We start from the raw sequence: 16,244 nt of genomic DNA, 5'->3' as shown, positions 1-16,244 counted from the left end.
CAAACGGCCGGAAGCGTCGGCCGAAACTCAGGGAGGATCTCGTGACGAAGTGTCTGACATGGATCGCAACCGCTGCGCTTGGTGCATTTTCGGCCACGGCGGCCGTTGCCGAGTACCCGGAACGCCCGATCACAATGATCGTGGCCTACAGCGCCGGCGGGGGAACCGACATCGCCGCCCGTACCCTCGCCCCGTTTCTCGAGAAGTATCTCGGTAATGACGCCAGCATCACCGTCGTGAATCGCCCCGGCGCGGGCGGCGAGGTTGGCTTCACCGCACTCGCGAACGCCGAGGCCGATGGCTACACAATCGGGTTCATCAACACGCCGAATCTCCTCACCATCCCGATCCAGCGCGACACCCGCTACACGCTGGAGGACATCCAGCCCGTCGCGAACATCGTCTACGATCCCGGCGCCTTCAGCGTCCTGCCCGATGCTGGCATCGAAAACCTCGACCAGCTCGTCGAGTACGCCAGGGTGAACCCGGGCAAGGTGACCTACGGCACCACCGGCATCGGCTCGGACGATCACCTCGCCGCGCTGGCATTCGAGCGCCAGGCCGGCGTCGAGTTCCAGCATGTCCCGTTCGACGGCAACGCCGACGTCCGCGCCGCAGTGCTCGGCGGGCACATCATGATGGCCTCGATGAACGTGAGTGAGACCATACCGGATGCCGATGAAGGCACCCTCGTACTCCTCGGGCAGATGGCGGAGGAGCGCTGGGAGGGCGCGCCCGAGACCCCGACCTTCCAGGAGCAGGGCTACGACATCGTCATGGGCTCGAACCGCAGCCTCGGCGCGCCCGCCGGCATCCCGGACGAGGCGTTGCAGAAGCTGTCCGCCGCGGCCGAGGCCACGATGCAGGACCCGGAATTCATCGCCGCCGCCGAAGAGCAGGACCTGGCGCTGTCCTTCCGCAATGCGGATCAGTTCTCGCAGGACCTGCAGAACCTTCAGCAGCGGTACGAGGAGCTCTGGGAAGAACAGCCCTGGATCGACGAATAATCAATCTGGCCGGGCCGGCCGCAGCGCCGGCCCAAGCTTCCACCCGGCGAGAGAGAACGTCATGAGCCGAACCAGAGTTGAATTCGTCGTGTCGCTCCTGGTCGCGGTCGTCTTCGCGTACCTGTTCGTCGAATCGACGAACTTCAGCGCGCAGTCGAAGCGGATGCCGATGTGGGTCACCGGGTTCGCTGTCGCGCTCTGCCTGGTCTGGGCGCTCCAGAGCGGTCTGGCCCTCGCGCGGCACGGCGCAGGCGAGCCGCTGGCGCAGGAGGAGGGCGAGCTGGCCCGACTGGCGGGCGTCGTCGCGGCCGTTGTCGGCTACGTGCTTGCGATCGGGTATGTCGGATTTTTCAGTGCCACCCTCGTCATGATGCCGCTTCTCGCCTGGTCGCTCGGCTATCGGCGGTGGTTGACCTCGCTCCTCGTCACGGCCGGTTTCGCGATCGTCCTCTACGCGGTCTTCCGCCTGCTGCTTTCCGTTCCGCTGCCTCCGGAAGCTCTGCTCGAACTCCTCACGGGTTGACCAATGGACATTCTGGCGAACATCGCGGCCGCGGCGCCGCTCGTCTTCTCGCTCGACGTGATCGTGGCGATGATCCTTGGGACCGCCGTGGGCATCGGCGTCGGCGCGCTTCCCGGCCTGTCCGCGACGATGGGTATCGCCGTGCTGATCCCGCTGACCTTCACGATGTCGCCGCTCGTCGCGCTCGGGATGATCGCCGGGATCTACAACGGTGCGATGTATGGCGGGTCGATTCCCGCCATCCTCCTGCGCATTCCCGGCACGCCTGCGGGCATCGCCACCGTCTTCGATGGCCACGAGATGGCCAAGCAGGGGCGCGCCCGCACCGCGCTCCGCATCTCGCTGGTATCGTCCGCGATCGGAAGCGGGGTGAGCGCTGTCGCGCTCCTCCTCGTGGCACCGCCGCTCGCGGCGGTCGCGCTGAAGTTCAGTCCTGCCGACTACTTCTGGCTGGCGCTCTTCGGAATGACCACGATCGCGGTTCTGCTCAGCGACAACCCGGCGAAAGGTTTCATCAGCGCCTGCTTCGGCCTCGTCGTCGGCATGGTCGGCATCGACTCGATGACTGGGACGGAGCGCTTCACCTTCGACCAGATCAACCTCCTGAGCGGCGTCAACATCATCGTCCTCCTCACGGGGCTCTACGCGATCCCGCCGGCGATTGACCTACTGCTCGGGCGAGCGAACCTCGACACCTCCGGCCTCACCTTCGGCGGCAAGAAAGAGCGGATCGACTGGTCCAGCTTCATCCCCGTCTGGATCCGGGCTTCCGTGATCGGCCTCTTCATCGGCCTCATCCCGGCGCTCGGGGGGAATGTCGCCGCCCTCCTGGCATGGAACGAGCAGCGGCGCGTCAGCCGTAGCGAAAACTACAGCAAGGGCGCGCCGGACGGGCTCGCGGCGCCCGAATGCGCCAACAACGCGGACACTGCGGCGACGCTGATCCCCGCGCTCACCCTCGGCGTCCCGGGCAACGCGGTCGCGGCCGTGATCCTCGGGGCGATGCTGGTGCACGGGCTGCGGCCTGGTCCTGAGCTTTTCCGTGACAACGCGCCCACGGTTTACGGCTTCATGCTCACGATGCTGATCACTTCGGGGCTGATGTACGTGATCGGCAGCCTCGGTGCCCGCGCCTTCATCAATGTGCTGCGCCTGCCGCCGCTGCTCCTCGGGCCGATGATCCTCGCGCTGACGACGGTCGGGGTCTACGCGGTCCAGAACAGCATGTTCGACGTGTGGCTGATGCTCGGCTTCGGTCTGATCGGCTTCGGGATGGAGCGTCTCAATATCCCCACGGCACCGGCGGTGCTCGCCGTGATCCTCGGTCCGATGGCCGAGGCGTCTCTCCGCCGCGCGCTGCGGATCAGCGGCGGAGACTACGAGTACCTCTTCTCGAGCCCGATCTCCCTGATCCTCGTGGGTCTTATCATCCTGGCGCTGCTGACGCCGATCATCAGGCGCCTCATGGCCCGGCGGCGCGCGCAGGGCGCAGACAGCCGGTCGGCACCCTGACGGCGAGCGCATGAGCATCAGCGAGACCGTCTACCTCGAGTTGCGCCGCCGCCTGATGGCGGGGCACTACGAGCCCGGGCTCCAGCTGCGCGAGGAAGCGGTCGCGCAGGAGCTTGGCGTCAGTCGCACGCCCGTCCGCTCGGCGATCGAGCGTCTCATGGCCGAGGGCCTGCTCGAGCCTGGCCCTAAACGCGGCGCCAGGATCACCGAGTGGCGCAAGGAAGAGGCGGAAGACATCTTCCGCCTGAGGAGCCTCATCGAGGGCTACGCCGCCAGCCTCGCCGCCGAAAAGATCGAACGCGAGAGCATCGACGAGATGGACAGCCTCAATCGCAGGATTGCCGATGCCGTTGCGGGCAAGCGGAAGGGCTACCTGGACGTGGTGCACGAAGCCAACCTGCGGTTCCACCAGATCATCTATGAAAGCTGCGGCAACGCGCAGCTCCGCCAGTTCGGCTGGAAGCTCCTCGAGTTCCCGATGGTTATCGGCGGCTTCTACATATACTCTGACGCGGACATGGCCGAGAGCGTGCGCCAGCACGAGGAAATCGTCGCCGGACTTCGCGCGCGCAGTCCCGATTGGGCGAAGGCGGCCATGACGTGTCACCTCACCGCAGCTGTCGAGCGCTTCCGCCGGTCCCAGAAGACCGATGGCAGCGTGGAAGCGCGCGGCACTGGGGAGGACGGCGTCGCACATGCATCCGGTTCCGCAGACGCCGAACATCCACAGAGTCCAAAATATTGATAGGAGCGGTCGACATGGTTGAAGAGATCAGGAAGTCATGGTCCCGCAACCGCGCCGGCGATCTTCGAGGCGCAGATTAGAAGGGGAGTGATGGAATGAGCGAGGCTGGAACTTCGAAGATCGTATTTCTCGACCGCGACACGCTCTCTCCAGAGACGCAGCTGCGCGCGCCGGCCTTCGAGCATCGCATGGAGGTGTTCGACCGAACGTCCTCGTCCGAGGTGGCCGAGCGCATCAGGGATGCGGATGTCGTCATCACCAACAAGGTGCCGCTCCGTCGCGAGGCGATCGAGGCCGCGACCCGGCTCCGGCTGGTCGCGGTGGCCGCGACCGGCACCGACAACGTCGACCTTGAGGCGTGCGCGCAGCGCGGCGTCACCGTGTCCAACATCCGCAACTACGCGATCAACACGGTGCCCGAGCACACCTTCGCGCTGATCTTCGCGCTGCGGCGGAGCATCGCCGCCTATCGCGAGGCGGTGATCGCCGGCCGCTGGCAAGAGGCCGGACAGTTCTGCTTCTTCGACTATCCGATCCGCGACCTGGCCGGCTCGACGCTCGGCATCGTTGGTGACGGCGTGCTTGGTCGTGCCGTCGCCGATGTCGGCCGCGCCTTCGGGATGCGAATCCTCTTCGCGTCCTACAAGGGCGTCAGCGGCATGGGCCCGCTCTACACGGACTTCGACGAGGTGATGCGGCGAGCCGACGTGCTGACGCTGCACTGCCCGCTGCTGCCCTCGACTCGAAACATGATCTCGCGGCGAGAGTTCGCCCTCATGGAACGCAAGCCCCTCGTCATCAACACGGCCCGCGGCGGGCTGGTGGATGAGGATGCGCTTGCCGAAGCGCTCGATCGCGGCGAGATCGGCGGTGCCGGCTTCGACGTCGCGACGGCCGAACCGCCGCCAGCCGACCACGTGATGATGCGGCTCGCGAACCGGCCGAACGTGATTGTAACGCCGCACGTCGCCTGGGCGAGTCAGGAAGCGATCCAGAGCCTCGCCGATCAGCTCGTCGACAATATCGACGCGTTCTGGTCCGGCAGCCCGAGGAACGTGGTCAGCGCCTGACAAGATTCTTCGCGCCTGCCCGGTTGCCATCGTCTTTCGGGACCAGGGCGGTCTCGCGGCGTCAACCACGCGTCCAGCCGTCCGATGCTCCCTTCGGCGTGTGGAGGGCCAACAACAGTGACAACGGAGATCACGACATGAAACTGCTGCGGTATGGCGAGGCTGGGCGCGAGGCGCCGGGCATGATCGGTCCGGAAGGAGAGATCCGCGACCTTTCCCGGCACGTGGCGGACCTGACCCCCGGCACGGTTTCCGCGGAAGCGCTGGATCGCCTACGCGATCTCGATGCCGCCAGCCTGCCGCGGATCGAGAGCGACGTGCGCCTCGGCGCCTGCATCGGCGGGATCGGCAAGATCGTCTGCGTCGGGCTGAACTACACGGATCATGCCGACGAGTCCGGCATGCCGCACCCGAAAGAGCCCATCCTCTTCATGAAGGCGACCAGCGCCGTCTCCGGCCCGAACGACCCGATCCGCATTCCGCGTGGGGCCGAGAAGACGGACTGGGAGGTCGAGCTTGGCGTGATCATCGGCCGTGAGGCGCGCTATGTCCCGGAAGAGGATGCCCTGGATCATGTCGCCGGCTATTGCGTCGCCAACGATGTCTCCGAGCGATCGTTCCAGATCGAGCGCGGCGGACAATGGGTCAAGGGCAAGTCGGCGGACACCTTCGGTCCGCTCGGCCCTTGGCTCGTGACGAGGGACGAGGTTGCTGATCCCAACGATCTTGCACTGTGGCTGGAGGTCGACGGGCGGAGGTACCAGAGCGGCCAGACGGCGAAGATGATCTTCAGCGTGCCGTTCCTGATCTCCTACATCAGCCGCTTCATGTCGCTGCAGGCGGGCGACGTCATCCTCACCGGCACCCCGGCCGGCGTGGGAATGGGACAGACGCCGCCGGTCTACCTCCGGCCCGGCCAGCGCGTGACACTCGAGGTCGATGGCCTCGGCCAGCAGAGCCAGATGGTTGAAGCTGCTGAATAGCCGCTTGATTGCAGTCCGGCGCCCGTCCACATGGGCAACATTGTCGGTAGGATCCGCCGGATCCTCTGCGTCGCTGAAGGTGCGGCGCGGCGAGACGACTTGAGACTGGCACGCGCCGACACCGCCACCGTCCGACCGCGCCACCCGCTGGTCGGTGCGGCGCTGGTCGCCACCATGCTGGCGGTAACTCTCTTCGAGTGGACTGGGCGCCAAGGCTTTGCCTTGATCTCGGCGGGACTCCTGATCGTGGCGCTGTCACTGCTCTCGGTGCGCGTCAGATGGGTGCATCGCGCCTTCCTCGCCGTCGGGATGATCCTGGCGGTGCTCGCGGTCGCGACGCTTCCCGACTGGCCGGACACACTGCATCGGGCGTTCGGCAGCGCCGGCTTTATCGTCGCCTACTTCGTCGCGCTGCTGTCGTTGCGTGTCGCGGCATCGGGGTCGGGCGCCATCGCTGAGTGCGGGCGGTTCATGGGAGAACAGCCGCCGGGGCGACGATACCTCGCCCTGACCGTCGGCGGACAGCTCTTCGGCCTCGTCATCATCTACGGCGCCATCTCCCTCCTGGGGACGATGGTGCAGACGAGCGTCATGCGCGAGCCAGACCCGCGGATCCGGTCAATCCGGCTCCGGCGGATGCTGCTGGCGATCCAGCGCGGCCTCGTCTCGATCCTGCCCTGGTCACCCGTCGCGTTCACGCTGGCCGTCACGATCCCGCTCGTGCCGGGGGCCACGTGGGCCGGCGTGGTCCTTCCCTGCTTCGTCACCGGCATGGTGATCATGCTGGTCGGCTGGTTCGTGGATACGCTTTTCGAGCGCAGGCCCGGCGCCCGACAAGGGGGTGTCGGCGCTGCGGCGCCTGGCTGGCGCGATTGGGCGGAAAAGGTGGCGCCACTGCTCATGCTGCTCGCCGGGCTCGGCGTCGTCTCGGCCTGCCTGATGGCAGTCTCGGATGTGCGCTTTCAGGGCATCGTGATGGTCACCGTGCCGTCCATCGCGCTCTGCTGGGTGGCGGGCCAGATCATCGTCGAGAGCGGTCGGCTGGACCCCGACAGCCTCGGCCGGAGGTGCATGAGCTTCATTGAGACCGACCTGCCGGAGGCGCGCGGCGAAGTGGTCCTCCTCGCCATGGCCGGGTTCATCGGAACGCTGGGGTCCGGCCTGCTCGGTCCGGTCGTGGCGGAGGCGGGGCTGGATCTTTCCGCGGTGCCGCCCGCGCTTCTGCTGATTTGCGTGTTCCTCGTCGTCCCTGTCACCGGACAGATCGGGATGAACCCGATACTGGCGGTGTCGCTCATCGCGCCGCTCCTGCCTTCGCCGGATGCCATGGGCATCTCCCCGGTCGCCGTCGTCGTGGCCATAACGGCTGGGTGGGCGCTCAGTGGCGCGACGTCGCCGTATACTGCCTCGACGCTGCTCGTCGCCTACTTCGGCAAGGTCAGCGCCACGCGCGTCGGGCTGCAATGGAACGGCCTCTTCGTGGCCTTCTCGATGATCGCGCTGGGCGCGTGGATCCTGACGGTGACCCATTTCTGGACATGACGGGCGACGAGGGGTGCTGCGACGGCGGCAATTCTTGTAAAGGCCCGGCTGCCTCAAAGCACGAGCGCGGGGAATGAAACGAGCAAGGTCAGCCGCAGGATATCGGCCAGGATGAAGGGGGTGATGCCCCGAACTACGGTTCCCAGTCGCAGACCGGGGATGCTGGCCTGGACGACGAAGAGGTTCATGCCGATCGGCGGCGTGATGAGACCGATCTCGGCCACCGTGACCACGATGATCCCGAACCAGACGAGATCAAAGCCGAGGCCCAGCGCCACCGGCGCGACGAGCGGCACCGTCAGCAGGATCATCGACATCGAGTCCATGAAGCAGCCGAGCACCACGTAGAAGACCAGGATCAGCACCATCACTGCCGTGGCCGAAAGGCCGGACGCTTCGATGGAGGCGATCAGGTACTGCGGCAGGCCTGTCCCCTCGAGCAGGAAGTTGAAGAAGCCCGCGCCGATCAGGATGAAGAAGATCATTCCGGTCAGTCCTGCGGTCTCGGCCACCGAAGCGCGGAGCATGGGCAGCGACACCTGCCGCGCGAAGGCGGCAAGGGCGAAGGCGCCGACCGCGCCGACCGCCGCGGCCTCGGTCGGAGAGAACCAGCCCACATAGATCCCGCCGATGACGAGCGCGAAGAGGGCGACCACGGACCAGACGCGCGCGAGGTGCCGCAGCCGGACCGGCCATGACGAGGCGGGGAGGCGTGGCGCGTTCTCTGGCGCGAAGCGGAGCCGCACGACGATGGCGAGGGCGTAGAGGGTCGCCCCGAGGAGGCCAGGGATCAGTGCCCCGACGAACAGCGCCCCGATCGAGACCTGGGTGAGCAGGCCGTAGATCACCAACAGGATCGAGGGCGGGATCAGGACTCCGAGCGTGCCGCCCGCCGCGACCGTCGCGGCCGACAGGCTGTCGTCGTAGCCGTGCCGCCGCATCTCGGGCAGCGCCACGCGCCCGATCGTGGCGACGGTCGCGAGGGATGAGCCGCAGATCGCCCCAAACGCGGCGCAGGCGCCGATGGTGGTAACCGCAAGGCCGCCGCGCAGATGGCCGAGGAAGCTGTTGATCGCGTCGAAGAGCGACCGAGAGAGGCCCGCGTGGCTGGCGAAGACGCCCATCATCACGAAGAGCGGGATCACCGAGAACGAGTAGGGAAAGATCTGCTCGAAGGGTGCGCTGCCCAACGCGAAGACGGCCGCGCCCCAACCGGTCATCCACCAGGTGCCGGCGATGCCGATCGCCGCCATGGCCACCGCCACCGGCATCCCGAAGACGATCAGCGCGAGCGCGGCGGCGAATGCCGCGATACCGAATACCGGATCGCTCATCGCGCGGTGTGGGGCCGCAGGACGGCGACGAAGCTAAGCGCGGCGCCTAGGATCGAGACGGCGAGGCCCAGCACCAGCGGCGCCCAGTACCACACGATCGGGATGCCGAGCTGTTGCGAGCGGTCGCCGAACATCATCCGCATCCCCATCGTCTGGTAGCCGTACCAGAACATCAGGCCGAGCAGCACAACCGCCACGGAAATCGCGAGCGCCCGAAGCAGGACCGCGGCCGCACGCGGCACCCGGTCCACGAGGAAGTCGACGCCCACATGAGCGCCGGTCATGAAGGCGAACGGCATGACAAGCCAGGCGCCGCCCATGACGAAAAGCTGCACGAGGTCGACGACACCGTCGATCGGGAGGCCGAAGCGTCGGCCGATCACGTCGGCAACCGTGACGAGCGCCGCGGCGCCGTAGGCTGCGACTCCGAGGGAGGCGAGCGCCACGATGAGGCGGCGAAGCGCCCGGATCGTCCTGATCATGTCGCGCTCCCTCAGCCGTAAACGGCGGCGACCACAGGCGCCGCCGACAGTGTTACTGGTTCGACTCGAATTCGGCGACCTTGTCCTGCATAGCCCGATAGATTTCCTCGGCGTTGTCGACGCCCTCGGATTTCACCGTCTCGAGATAGCTCTGGATCATCGGCTGCAGCGCCTCGCGCCAGCGGGCGCGCTCCTCGTCCGAAAGCGTGATGATCTCGTGCCCCGCCGCCTCGGCCTCCTCGCGTCCCGGCGCGTCCCACGCATCCCACCAGTCGCCGAACTTGCCGACCAGCGCGTCGCCCGAAAGCTCGTCGATGCAGGCCTGCGCCTCGGGGCTCAGGCTGTCATAGGAGTTCTCGTTCATCACGAAGAAGAACGAGACGGTGTAGGCGCCGAAGTCGAGGTGGTTGGTCAGCACCTCGTTCAGGCCGAACGACTTCACGGGGTCCCACGGGAACACGGTCCCGTCGATCACGCCGCGCTGCAGGTTCTCGTAGACCTCGCCCGGCGGCAGGCCCTGCGGGGTGGCGCCGAGCGTCGAGAGCATCTCCGAGACGGCGGGCGAGGGGGTGCGGATCCGCAGGCCCTGCATGTCTTCCATCGTCTCGACCCGGGCGCCGTTGGTGTGCAGCAGTCCGCCGTTGTGGGCGTGTAGCGCCAGCACCTTCAGGCCCTGATACTCCTCAGCCAGGTACTCCGGCAGCAGCTCCCAGAGCGCATAGGTCGCCGCGCCCGCGTCGTCGGTCAGGAACGGCATGTCGATGATCGAGGTGCGCGGGAAGCGGCCGCGCGGGATGCCGTGCAGGCCGTGGGCGATGTCCACGACGCCCGCCATCACTTGCTCCTGCTGGCGCGCGACGTTGCCGAGCTGGCTGCCGGCGGCCGAGATCTCGAACTGCACCTCGCCGCCTGTGCACTCGGTGATCGCCTCGGTCCAGGGCACGATGAAGTCGGTGTGGATGCCGTGCACCGTGGGCAGGTAGTGGCTGACCTTCAGCGTCGTCTCCTGCGCCGCCGCCGGCAGCGCCAGCGCGGCGAGGGCAGCACCCGCCAGCAGCCTCGTCGTGATCTTCATGTCATTCCTCCCTGGGTTCTCGTTTTTTCGGATCAGACGGCGATCCTGAGCATTTGGCCATCCCTCGAACGCGAGCAGCAGGTCATCATCCGGTCCCCCGCCGCACGCTCGGCGGCGCTCAGCACCTTGTCGCGATGGTCGACTTCACCGGTGACGACGGCGCATTCGCAGGTGCCGCAGAGCCCCTCCTCGCAGTCCGAGGGCAGGTCGATCCCCGCGCCGCGCAGCACCGACAACAGCGTCCGGTCCGGCGGGACGTGCAGGCTGAGGCCCGAGTCCACCAGCTCGACGTCGAAGCCCTGTTCCTTCGCCGGGTCCAGCGCCACGTCGCCGCCGGTGAAGTGCTCGAAGGCGAAGGCGCCGGGCGGCAGGTCGGCCGTCAGCTCCTTGAGCGCCTCGATCATCCGGTCGGGGCCACAGGCGCAGATTTGTCCGCCGTCGCCTCGACTGGAAATCAGCGCCGCGAGATCCGCACGACGCCCTTCGTCGCTGGGGTACAACGTCGCCCTCTCCCCATGATCCCGCGCGATCCGGTAGAGGAACGCCATCGTCCCCCTGGACCGCCCCGCATAGTGCAGCTCATAGTCCCGCCCCAGCGCCTTCAGCCGGTCAGCCATCGCGAGGACCGGCGTGATGCCGATGCCGCCCGCGATCAGGACATGTCGCGTCACCCCCTCGTCGAGGCGGAAGTGGTTGCGCGGCCCGCGCAGCTTGATCTCCACCCCCGGCCTCAGCCGCTCGTGGAAGAGGCGCGAGCCGCCGCGCCCGCCCTCCTCGCGCAGGATCGCCACCGTTGCACGCCCGTCGCCCGCCGGACCGCAGAGCGAATAGTACCGCGCCGTTCCGTCAATCTCGATCTCGACATGCGCGCCTGCACTCCAGTCCGGCAGTCGCCCGGCCCGGTCCTCCAGCACGACACCAAGAACGCCCTCGGCTTCCTGCCTGACTTCGACCACCCGCACCGTCCGCGCGATGTCCTTGCGCAGCGGCGCGCCGATCGGGAACGACCGCCCGCCCTCGCGCAGCGACGGGTCGCGCCGCTCCGGGTTCTCAGCCGGGTCCCATTCGACCCAGACGTGGTCCGGGCCGCGAAACGAGGTGTTGGGCAGATAGGTGAACGCCTGCTCGGCCAGCCGCATGTGCGGCAGGCGGCGCGTGAACTCCTCGACGAAGATGCGCATCTCCATCCGGGCGATGTTCTTGCCCATGCACTGGTGCGCGCCGTAACCGAACGTCAGGTGGTCGACCGCGTTGTCGCGCCAAATGTCCAGCGTCTCGCCGTCCTCGAAGTGGCGCGGGTCGCGGTTGGCCGACGCCTGCACCAGCAGGAGCTTCGCCCCCTTGGGGATGTCCACGCCCCCGACGCGCGCCGGCGCCGTCGTCTGCCGCCGCCATGCCACGACCGACCCCACCGCGCGCAGGCACTCCTCCACCGCGTTCGGGATCAATGCGGGGTCGGCGCAGAGCCGGTCCCAGGCCGCCCGGTCCGCCAGTAGCGCCTTCATCGCATTGGCCGAGGCCAGCGCCGTCGTCTCGTGCGCCGCCACGATGATCGCCATCATCATCGAGTGCAGGTAGCTGTCGGTCACGACCTCCGGCATCTCGGCATTGCGGCGGATCGCGTAGTGCATCCAGCCGGGGCCGTCGGGGTTGGCCCGCATCCGCTCCAGCACCTCGCCCGCGAAGCGCCAGAACCGGCCCACCGCGTGCGCGACCTCCACCTGCTGCTCCGGCGTCGGGCGGCCCCAGGTGTTGACGGTGTGAGCCACTGAGAACGCGCGCAGGCGCGCCATGTCCTCTTCCGGCACGCCGAGGAAGTCGAGCGCCACCGTCAGCGGGATCTCCCACAGCATCTCGTCCATCAGGTCGGCGCGGCCGCGGTCGATGAAGGCATCGACCTTCTCGCGCGTCAGCCGCCGGATCGTGGCCTCGCGCCGGGCTAGGTTCTCGGGGATGAAGTGCTCCATCAGCGCCCGCCGGCGCTCCATGTGCGCGGGCTCGTCCTCGTTCACCAGCGTCCGGTTCATCGCGTAGCCGTAGGAGGCGAGCACGTCTTGCGCCTCCTGACCGACCGGCGTGATCTTCTCGAGCGCGATGCGGGGCGAGAAGAGGATCGGGTCGCGGAAGATTGCCTTCACATCGTCGTAGCGCGTGACGACCCAGTAGCCGAGTCTTGGTGCGTAGAAGACCGGCTCCTCCTCCCGCGCCCAGACGAGCGCGGCGGCCGGGTCTGTCTGGTAGGCGGCGTCGAACGGATCGAAGGCGGCCGCGCGATCGGAGACCGGGCATCCAGCGGCCGCGGGCGCTGAAGAAGCGGCTGTCGCTGTCACTCCACCCTCCCCGTTGACGGCGCTGTCCGATTATCGGACTCTCATGTCCGGATAACGAGGCTAGAGTGGAACGGCTGCGCCTGTCAACGGAGGTGGTTTGGACCCGTCCCGACTTCAGACGCTCGACCGCGGCCTTGCCGCGCTGACTCTCGTGGCCGAGAGCGGCGGCGGCCTGACGGTGGCGGAAATCGCCGCGCGGCTGGGGGTGGCGCGGGCCATAGCGTATCGCATCGTTGCGACGCTCGGCGACTACGCCATGGTCCATCGGGGTGAAGACGGGCTGGTGCGGCTGGGCAGCGGGCCGATGGTGCTCGCGGCGCGGTTCGACAGCAACCTCAGGGCGCTGGCACGACCGGTGATCGAATGGCTGAGCGCCGAGACGGCGGCGACCGCCTTCCTCTCGGTGGCGCAGGGCGATGACTGCGTGGCGATCGCGACGGCGGAGTCCGACCGCCCCTTTGTCAATGTCGGCTATCGCACGGGCCGCCGGCATCCGATCGGCGTAGGTGCGGCTGGCGTGGCCATACTCGCGGCACGGCCGGAGCGTACGGACGAACCGCCCTCGGTGCAGGAGGCGCGGAGCAGGGGCTACAGCGTGACGCGCGGCCAGCTTCAGCCCGGAGCGGTCGGGGTTGCGGCGGCCCTGCGCCTCTCCCCGCGGCTGCATCCGGGGCTGGAGGCCAGCATCGGCGTCGTGGCGATGGAGGATCTGGACGTGGAGCGCGCCGTCACTGCGACGATGGCCGCGGCCGAGCGGCTGTCGCGCCAGATGCACGAGGGCGACGCGGCAGACGAGTGAGGCGCCGACGCGGATCTGCCGCTATCGCTGCAGCGCGCCTTTGCAAGAGCTTTCGGCTTCAGATCTGCTTTTCGGGCATCTGCACGATGAGGCCGTCGAGCGCGTCCGAGACCTTGAGCTGGCACGTCAGGCGCGAGCGCTCGAGGTCGGGCTCGTATGCGAAGTCGAGCATGTCCTGCTCCATCTCGTCCTTCTCGGGCAGCTTCTCGACCCAGTCGGGGTGAACGTAGACGTGGCAGGTCGAGCACGCGCAGGCGCCGCCGCAGTCCGCCTCGATGCCAGGGATGCCGTTGTCGCGCGCACCCTCCATGACGGTCATGCCGTTCTGGACCTCGACGACGTGCTCCTTGCCGCCGTGCTCGATGTAAGTGATCCTGGCCATGCTCGCTTCCTTCCGGTCGTCGCGGAGCGGGATTAGCCCAGCCTGCCCCGGATGGCCAGTGCTGAGGCGCTTGCGCGCAGGGCTATACGTTCTACGTTCGTTCACATGTCTCGACCCGCGCCCCCGGACTGGCCGCGCCCGCCGTCCTGCCTGACCTGCGACCAGCTGGAGCTGCCGCCGCAGAACGCGCGCGTGACGGTGGCCGGGCTGGTCCTGATCCGGCAGCGTCCCGGCACCGCCAAAGGCGTGATCTTCGTCACGCTCGAGGATGAGACCGGGATCTGCAACGTCATCGTCTGGCGCAGGGTCTACGAGACCTTCCGGCGGGCGGTCATCGCGGGCCGGGCGCTTCGCGTCACGGGGCGCATCCAGCGCGGTGGCGGGGTGACGCACCTGATCGCCGAGCGGATCGAGGACATCTCGCCCATGCTCGACGAACTCATCCGCCCGCAGCCGTGCAGGGGCGCGGCGCAGCCTGCGAACGGCCGTCCGTGAAAGCGCCGTGGCAGATGGCCTGAATGTGCGGCTGGCGCAACGTCTTCGAGCTGGCGGACGGCAGCCTAGCGACCTGCCGGATTGTCTGCCGCCTGACAAATGTGCGAGAACTGGTGGGCAGTTGCAGCCGGCGGGGCCGGATGTGGACCGGGACCAAGAGGGAGGACCTTGCCCGATGTCGATCAAGAGCATTCTGGCTGCCTATTCGGGCGACGCGAGCGGATCGAGCGGCCTCAAGATGGCCCTGCTGATGGCGCGCAAGTACGACGCCCACATCACCGCCGCCGTCTGGCACGGGCCGAGCCTGCTTGAGAGCCGCTACAGGTCATACATGAACCGCGAGGTGCTCGACATCCTGTCGAACCGCGACGCCGAGGCGGTGGCCGAGATCCGCAGGGACTTCGAGGCACGCATGGCCGCCGACGGCGAGGGGGTCCAGGCGGATTTTCTCGACCTCGCCGGCGTCAGCGACTTCAGCCTCGCCGACTGCGCGCGCGGCTACGACATCGTGGTGATGGGTGCCAGGGCGGCCGAAGTGGGGCGCGAGCACTTCGCCGCCAGGCCCGACGTCGTCGCCCTGCGGAGCGGCCGACCGCTGATCCTGGTGCCGCACGAATGGTCGGCGCCGCACCTCAACGACCATGCGCTCGTCGCCTGGGACGGCAAGCGCGCTGCCGCACGCGCCCTCGGCGACGCCATGCACATCCTAGAGACCAAGTCGCGCATCACCGTCCTGACCATCGGCGATCACGAGCCGCGCGAGAAACCGGGCGACGACGTGATCCGCCTGCTCGAGCGGCACGGACTGGAGGCCGAGCGGCTGATCCGGCCCGCCGGGCGCGACGGGATCGCGCGCACCATCCTCGACTCCTGTCGCGAGGTGGGCGCGGGGCTGCTGGTGATGGGCGCCTACGAGCACAGCAAGTTCAGCGAGGATCTGCTGGGCGGCGTCACCAACGACATCTTTCGCGAGGCCGACGTACCCGTCCTGATGTCGCACTAGGGTGGGGCCGCGCCCGTCAATGGGCCATGAACACCGGCACGGTGGCGTGGGCAAGCGTGTGCTTGGTCGCGCCGCCGAAGATCATCTGGCGGATGCGGCTCTGGGTGTAGGCGCCCTTGACCAGCAGGTCGCAGTTCAGCCCGGCGGCGCGGTCGAGGATGGTCTCGCCCGAGCGGATGCGACCGCCCTCCAGAAGCTGCAGATCCGCCGCGATGCCCTGACGCGCCAGCCGGCGACGCACCATCTGACCGGAGGGGGCATGACCGAGCTCGCCGTCGTCGGCGAGGATCGTCACCCGCTCGGCCCGGCGAAGTATCGGAAGTGCGAAGGCGATGGTGCGGGCAGTTTCGCTGCTGCCGTTCCAGACGACGACGACATCGCGGCCGAAATCCCCGATCGGAGCGGTCGGCGCGATCAGGATGGGTCCGCCGCTGTCAAAGAGCGCGGCTTCAAGCGTGGTGATCGAGCTGCCGTTCTGCCGCGGCTGGCCCACCACTGTCAGGTCGAACGCGCGGCCCCGGCTGCCGAGGAAGTTGTCGCCCGCGAGCGGCTGCTCGTTCCAGACCCAACCAGGCGCCTCGCCGTCCGCCACCGTTTCCTTGAGGCCCACGTCGGCCATGATGCCGGCAAGAACCGCGTACGCCTCCGCGCGATTGCGGTCGTCGTCGCGGCGCGAATCCTCGAGCATCGCCGCGCTGGCAGGATCCCAGTCGAGCGCAGGCCGCGGCGGCGGCCGGAGCGCGAAGGCCTCCACGAGGCTCTCGTAGCGCAGGGCCGTCATCGCGGCGAGCCGGGGTCCGACGTCCGCCTGCTCGTGCTGTTCAACCGGGACGAGTATCGTCTTCATCGCTCTGCCTCCGTGGCGTCATGCGTTGCGCAAGCTAGATCGTGCCGCACCTGTCACGAGCATAGCCGATCCGGCGGTTACCGATAATGTTCTTGCACCTCATGCCCTCCCTGCC

16 protein-coding genes are annotated in these 16,244 nt (G+C 67.9%); 10 read left to right on the top strand and 6 right to left on the bottom strand.

Going from position 1 to position 16,244, the window contains the following annotated elements:
• Positions 1–41: 41 nt before the first annotated feature.
• From JM664_RS13070 to JM664_RS13040, 7 genes are all read left to right on the top strand, one after another.
• Complete coding sequence (locus JM664_RS13070) at positions 42–1,007, top strand: tripartite tricarboxylate transporter substrate binding protein (protein ID WP_227420360.1); 966 nt, start codon at positions 42–44, stop codon at positions 1,005–1,007.
• A 61-nt stretch (positions 1,008–1,068) separates the two neighbouring features.
• Entirely contained in the window at positions 1,069–1,530 is a 462-nt protein-coding gene (locus tag JM664_RS13065; RefSeq protein WP_227420359.1) for a tripartite tricarboxylate transporter TctB family protein, read from the top strand.
• A gap of 3 nt (positions 1,531–1,533) precedes the next feature.
• On the top strand, positions 1,534–3,042 hold the full coding sequence (locus JM664_RS13060) for a tripartite tricarboxylate transporter permease (protein ID WP_227420358.1): 1,509 nt from the start codon (positions 1,534–1,536) through the stop codon (positions 3,040–3,042).
• 10 nt (positions 3,043–3,052) lie between these two features.
• Entirely contained in the window at positions 3,053–3,787 is a 735-nt protein-coding gene (locus JM664_RS13055) for a GntR family transcriptional regulator (protein WP_227420357.1), read from the top strand.
• Between the two features lie 95 nt (positions 3,788–3,882).
• A complete protein-coding gene (locus JM664_RS13050; protein WP_227420356.1) occupies positions 3,883–4,857 on the top strand; it encodes a D-2-hydroxyacid dehydrogenase in 975 nt (324 codons plus the stop codon).
• Positions 4,858–4,994: 137 nt separating this feature from the next.
• Positions 4,995–5,840, top strand: coding sequence for a fumarylacetoacetate hydrolase family protein (locus JM664_RS13045; protein WP_227420355.1), 846 nt, complete (start codon positions 4,995–4,997; stop codon positions 5,838–5,840).
• Between the two features lie 99 nt (positions 5,841–5,939).
• Positions 5,940–7,382: a hypothetical protein gene (locus JM664_RS13040; RefSeq protein ID WP_227420354.1), complete on the top strand. Its 1,443-nt coding sequence runs from the start codon at positions 5,940–5,942 to the stop codon at positions 7,380–7,382.
• A 53-nt stretch (positions 7,383–7,435) separates the two neighbouring features.
• On the opposite strand, the gene JM664_RS13035 is transcribed toward JM664_RS13040, so the two are convergent.
• The 4 genes from JM664_RS13035 to JM664_RS18890 are packed head-to-tail and all read right to left on the bottom strand — an operon-like array spanning position 7,436 to position 12,603.
• The gene (locus JM664_RS13035) at positions 7,436–8,716 is read right to left on the bottom strand and encodes a TRAP transporter large permease (RefSeq protein WP_227420353.1); all 1,281 of its coding nucleotides are present in this window, start codon (positions 8,714–8,716) and stop codon (positions 7,436–7,438) included.
• A complete protein-coding gene (locus tag JM664_RS13030; protein WP_227420352.1) occupies positions 8,713–9,198 on the bottom strand; it encodes a TRAP transporter small permease in 486 nt (161 codons plus the stop codon). The genes JM664_RS13035 and JM664_RS13030 overlap by 4 nt, the downstream gene beginning before the upstream one ends.
• Positions 9,199–9,250: 52 nt before the next feature.
• The gene (locus JM664_RS13025) at positions 9,251–10,273 is read right to left on the bottom strand and encodes a TRAP transporter substrate-binding protein (RefSeq protein WP_227420351.1); all 1,023 of its coding nucleotides are present in this window, start codon (positions 10,271–10,273) and stop codon (positions 9,251–9,253) included.
• A gap of 32 nt (positions 10,274–10,305) precedes the next feature.
• Positions 10,306–12,603: a cytochrome P450/oxidoreductase gene (locus JM664_RS18890; protein WP_227420350.1), complete on the bottom strand. Its 2,298-nt coding sequence runs from the start codon at positions 12,601–12,603 to the stop codon at positions 10,306–10,308.
• A 97-nt stretch (positions 12,604–12,700) separates the two neighbouring features.
• Between JM664_RS18890 and JM664_RS13015 the strand changes: the two genes are divergently transcribed.
• Entirely contained in the window at positions 12,701–13,402 is a 702-nt protein-coding gene (locus JM664_RS13015; protein WP_227420349.1) for an IclR family transcriptional regulator, read from the top strand.
• Positions 13,403–13,460: 58 nt separating this feature from the next.
• Here the strand turns inward: JM664_RS13015 and JM664_RS13010 are convergent, their stop codons facing one another.
• Positions 13,461–13,784, bottom strand: coding sequence for a 2Fe-2S iron-sulfur cluster-binding protein (locus tag JM664_RS13010; RefSeq protein WP_227420348.1), 324 nt, complete (start codon positions 13,782–13,784; stop codon positions 13,461–13,463).
• Positions 13,785–13,889: 105 nt separating this feature from the next.
• Between JM664_RS13010 and JM664_RS13005 the strand changes: the two genes are divergently transcribed.
• On the top strand, positions 13,890–14,279 hold the full coding sequence (locus tag JM664_RS13005) for an OB-fold nucleic acid binding domain-containing protein (RefSeq protein WP_227420347.1): 390 nt from the start codon (positions 13,890–13,892) through the stop codon (positions 14,277–14,279).
• Positions 14,280–14,454: 175 nt separating this feature from the next.
• Positions 14,455–15,282: a universal stress protein gene (locus tag JM664_RS13000; protein WP_227420346.1), complete on the top strand. Its 828-nt coding sequence runs from the start codon at positions 14,455–14,457 to the stop codon at positions 15,280–15,282.
• Positions 15,283–15,298: 16 nt separating this feature from the next.
• Here JM664_RS13000 and JM664_RS12995 read toward each other — a convergent pair whose 3' ends face one another.
• A complete protein-coding gene (locus tag JM664_RS12995) occupies positions 15,299–16,129 on the bottom strand; it encodes a universal stress protein (protein ID WP_227420345.1) in 831 nt (276 codons plus the stop codon).
• Positions 16,130–16,244 lie beyond the last annotated feature (115 nt).

The sequence above is a fragment of the Roseitranquillus sediminis genome (assembly GCF_016918935.1).
Classification (GTDB): Bacteria; Pseudomonadota; Alphaproteobacteria; order Rhodobacterales; family Rhodobacteraceae; genus Roseitranquillus; species Roseitranquillus sediminis.
Note: the sequence above shows the minus strand (reverse complement) of the source record. Positions and strands in the feature narration are given on the sequence as shown.

Coding starts and splice junctions, on each gene's coding strand:
- JM664_RS13065 (WP_227420359.1), top strand. CDS start 1,069: ATGAGCCGAACCAGAGTTGAATTCGTCGTGTCGCTCCTGGTCGCGGTC.
- JM664_RS13060 (WP_227420358.1), top strand. CDS start 1,534: ATGGACATTCTGGCGAACATCGCGGCCGCGGCGCCGCTCGTCTTCTCG.
- JM664_RS13055 (WP_227420357.1), top strand. CDS start 3,053: ATGAGCATCAGCGAGACCGTCTACCTCGAGTTGCGCCGCCGCCTGATG.
- JM664_RS13050 (WP_227420356.1), top strand. CDS start 3,883: ATGAGCGAGGCTGGAACTTCGAAGATCGTATTTCTCGACCGCGACACG.
- JM664_RS13045 (WP_227420355.1), top strand. CDS start 4,995: ATGAAACTGCTGCGGTATGGCGAGGCTGGGCGCGAGGCGCCGGGCATG.
- JM664_RS13035 (WP_227420353.1), bottom strand. CDS start 8,716: ATGAGCGATCCGGTATTCGGTATCGCGGCATTCGCCGCCGCGCTCGCG.
- JM664_RS13030 (WP_227420352.1), bottom strand. CDS start 9,198: ATGATCAGGACGATCCGGGCGCTTCGCCGCCTCATCGTGGCGCTCGCC.
- JM664_RS13025 (WP_227420351.1), bottom strand. CDS start 10,273: ATGAAGATCACGACGAGGCTGCTGGCGGGTGCTGCCCTCGCCGCGCTG.
- JM664_RS13010 (WP_227420348.1), bottom strand. CDS start 13,784: ATGGCCAGGATCACTTACATCGAGCACGGCGGCAAGGAGCACGTCGTC.
- JM664_RS13005 (WP_227420347.1), top strand. CDS start 13,890: ATGTCTCGACCCGCGCCCCCGGACTGGCCGCGCCCGCCGTCCTGCCTG.
- JM664_RS13000 (WP_227420346.1), top strand. CDS start 14,455: ATGTCGATCAAGAGCATTCTGGCTGCCTATTCGGGCGACGCGAGCGGA.
- JM664_RS12995 (WP_227420345.1), bottom strand. CDS start 16,129: ATGAAGACGATACTCGTCCCGGTTGAACAGCACGAGCAGGCGGACGTC.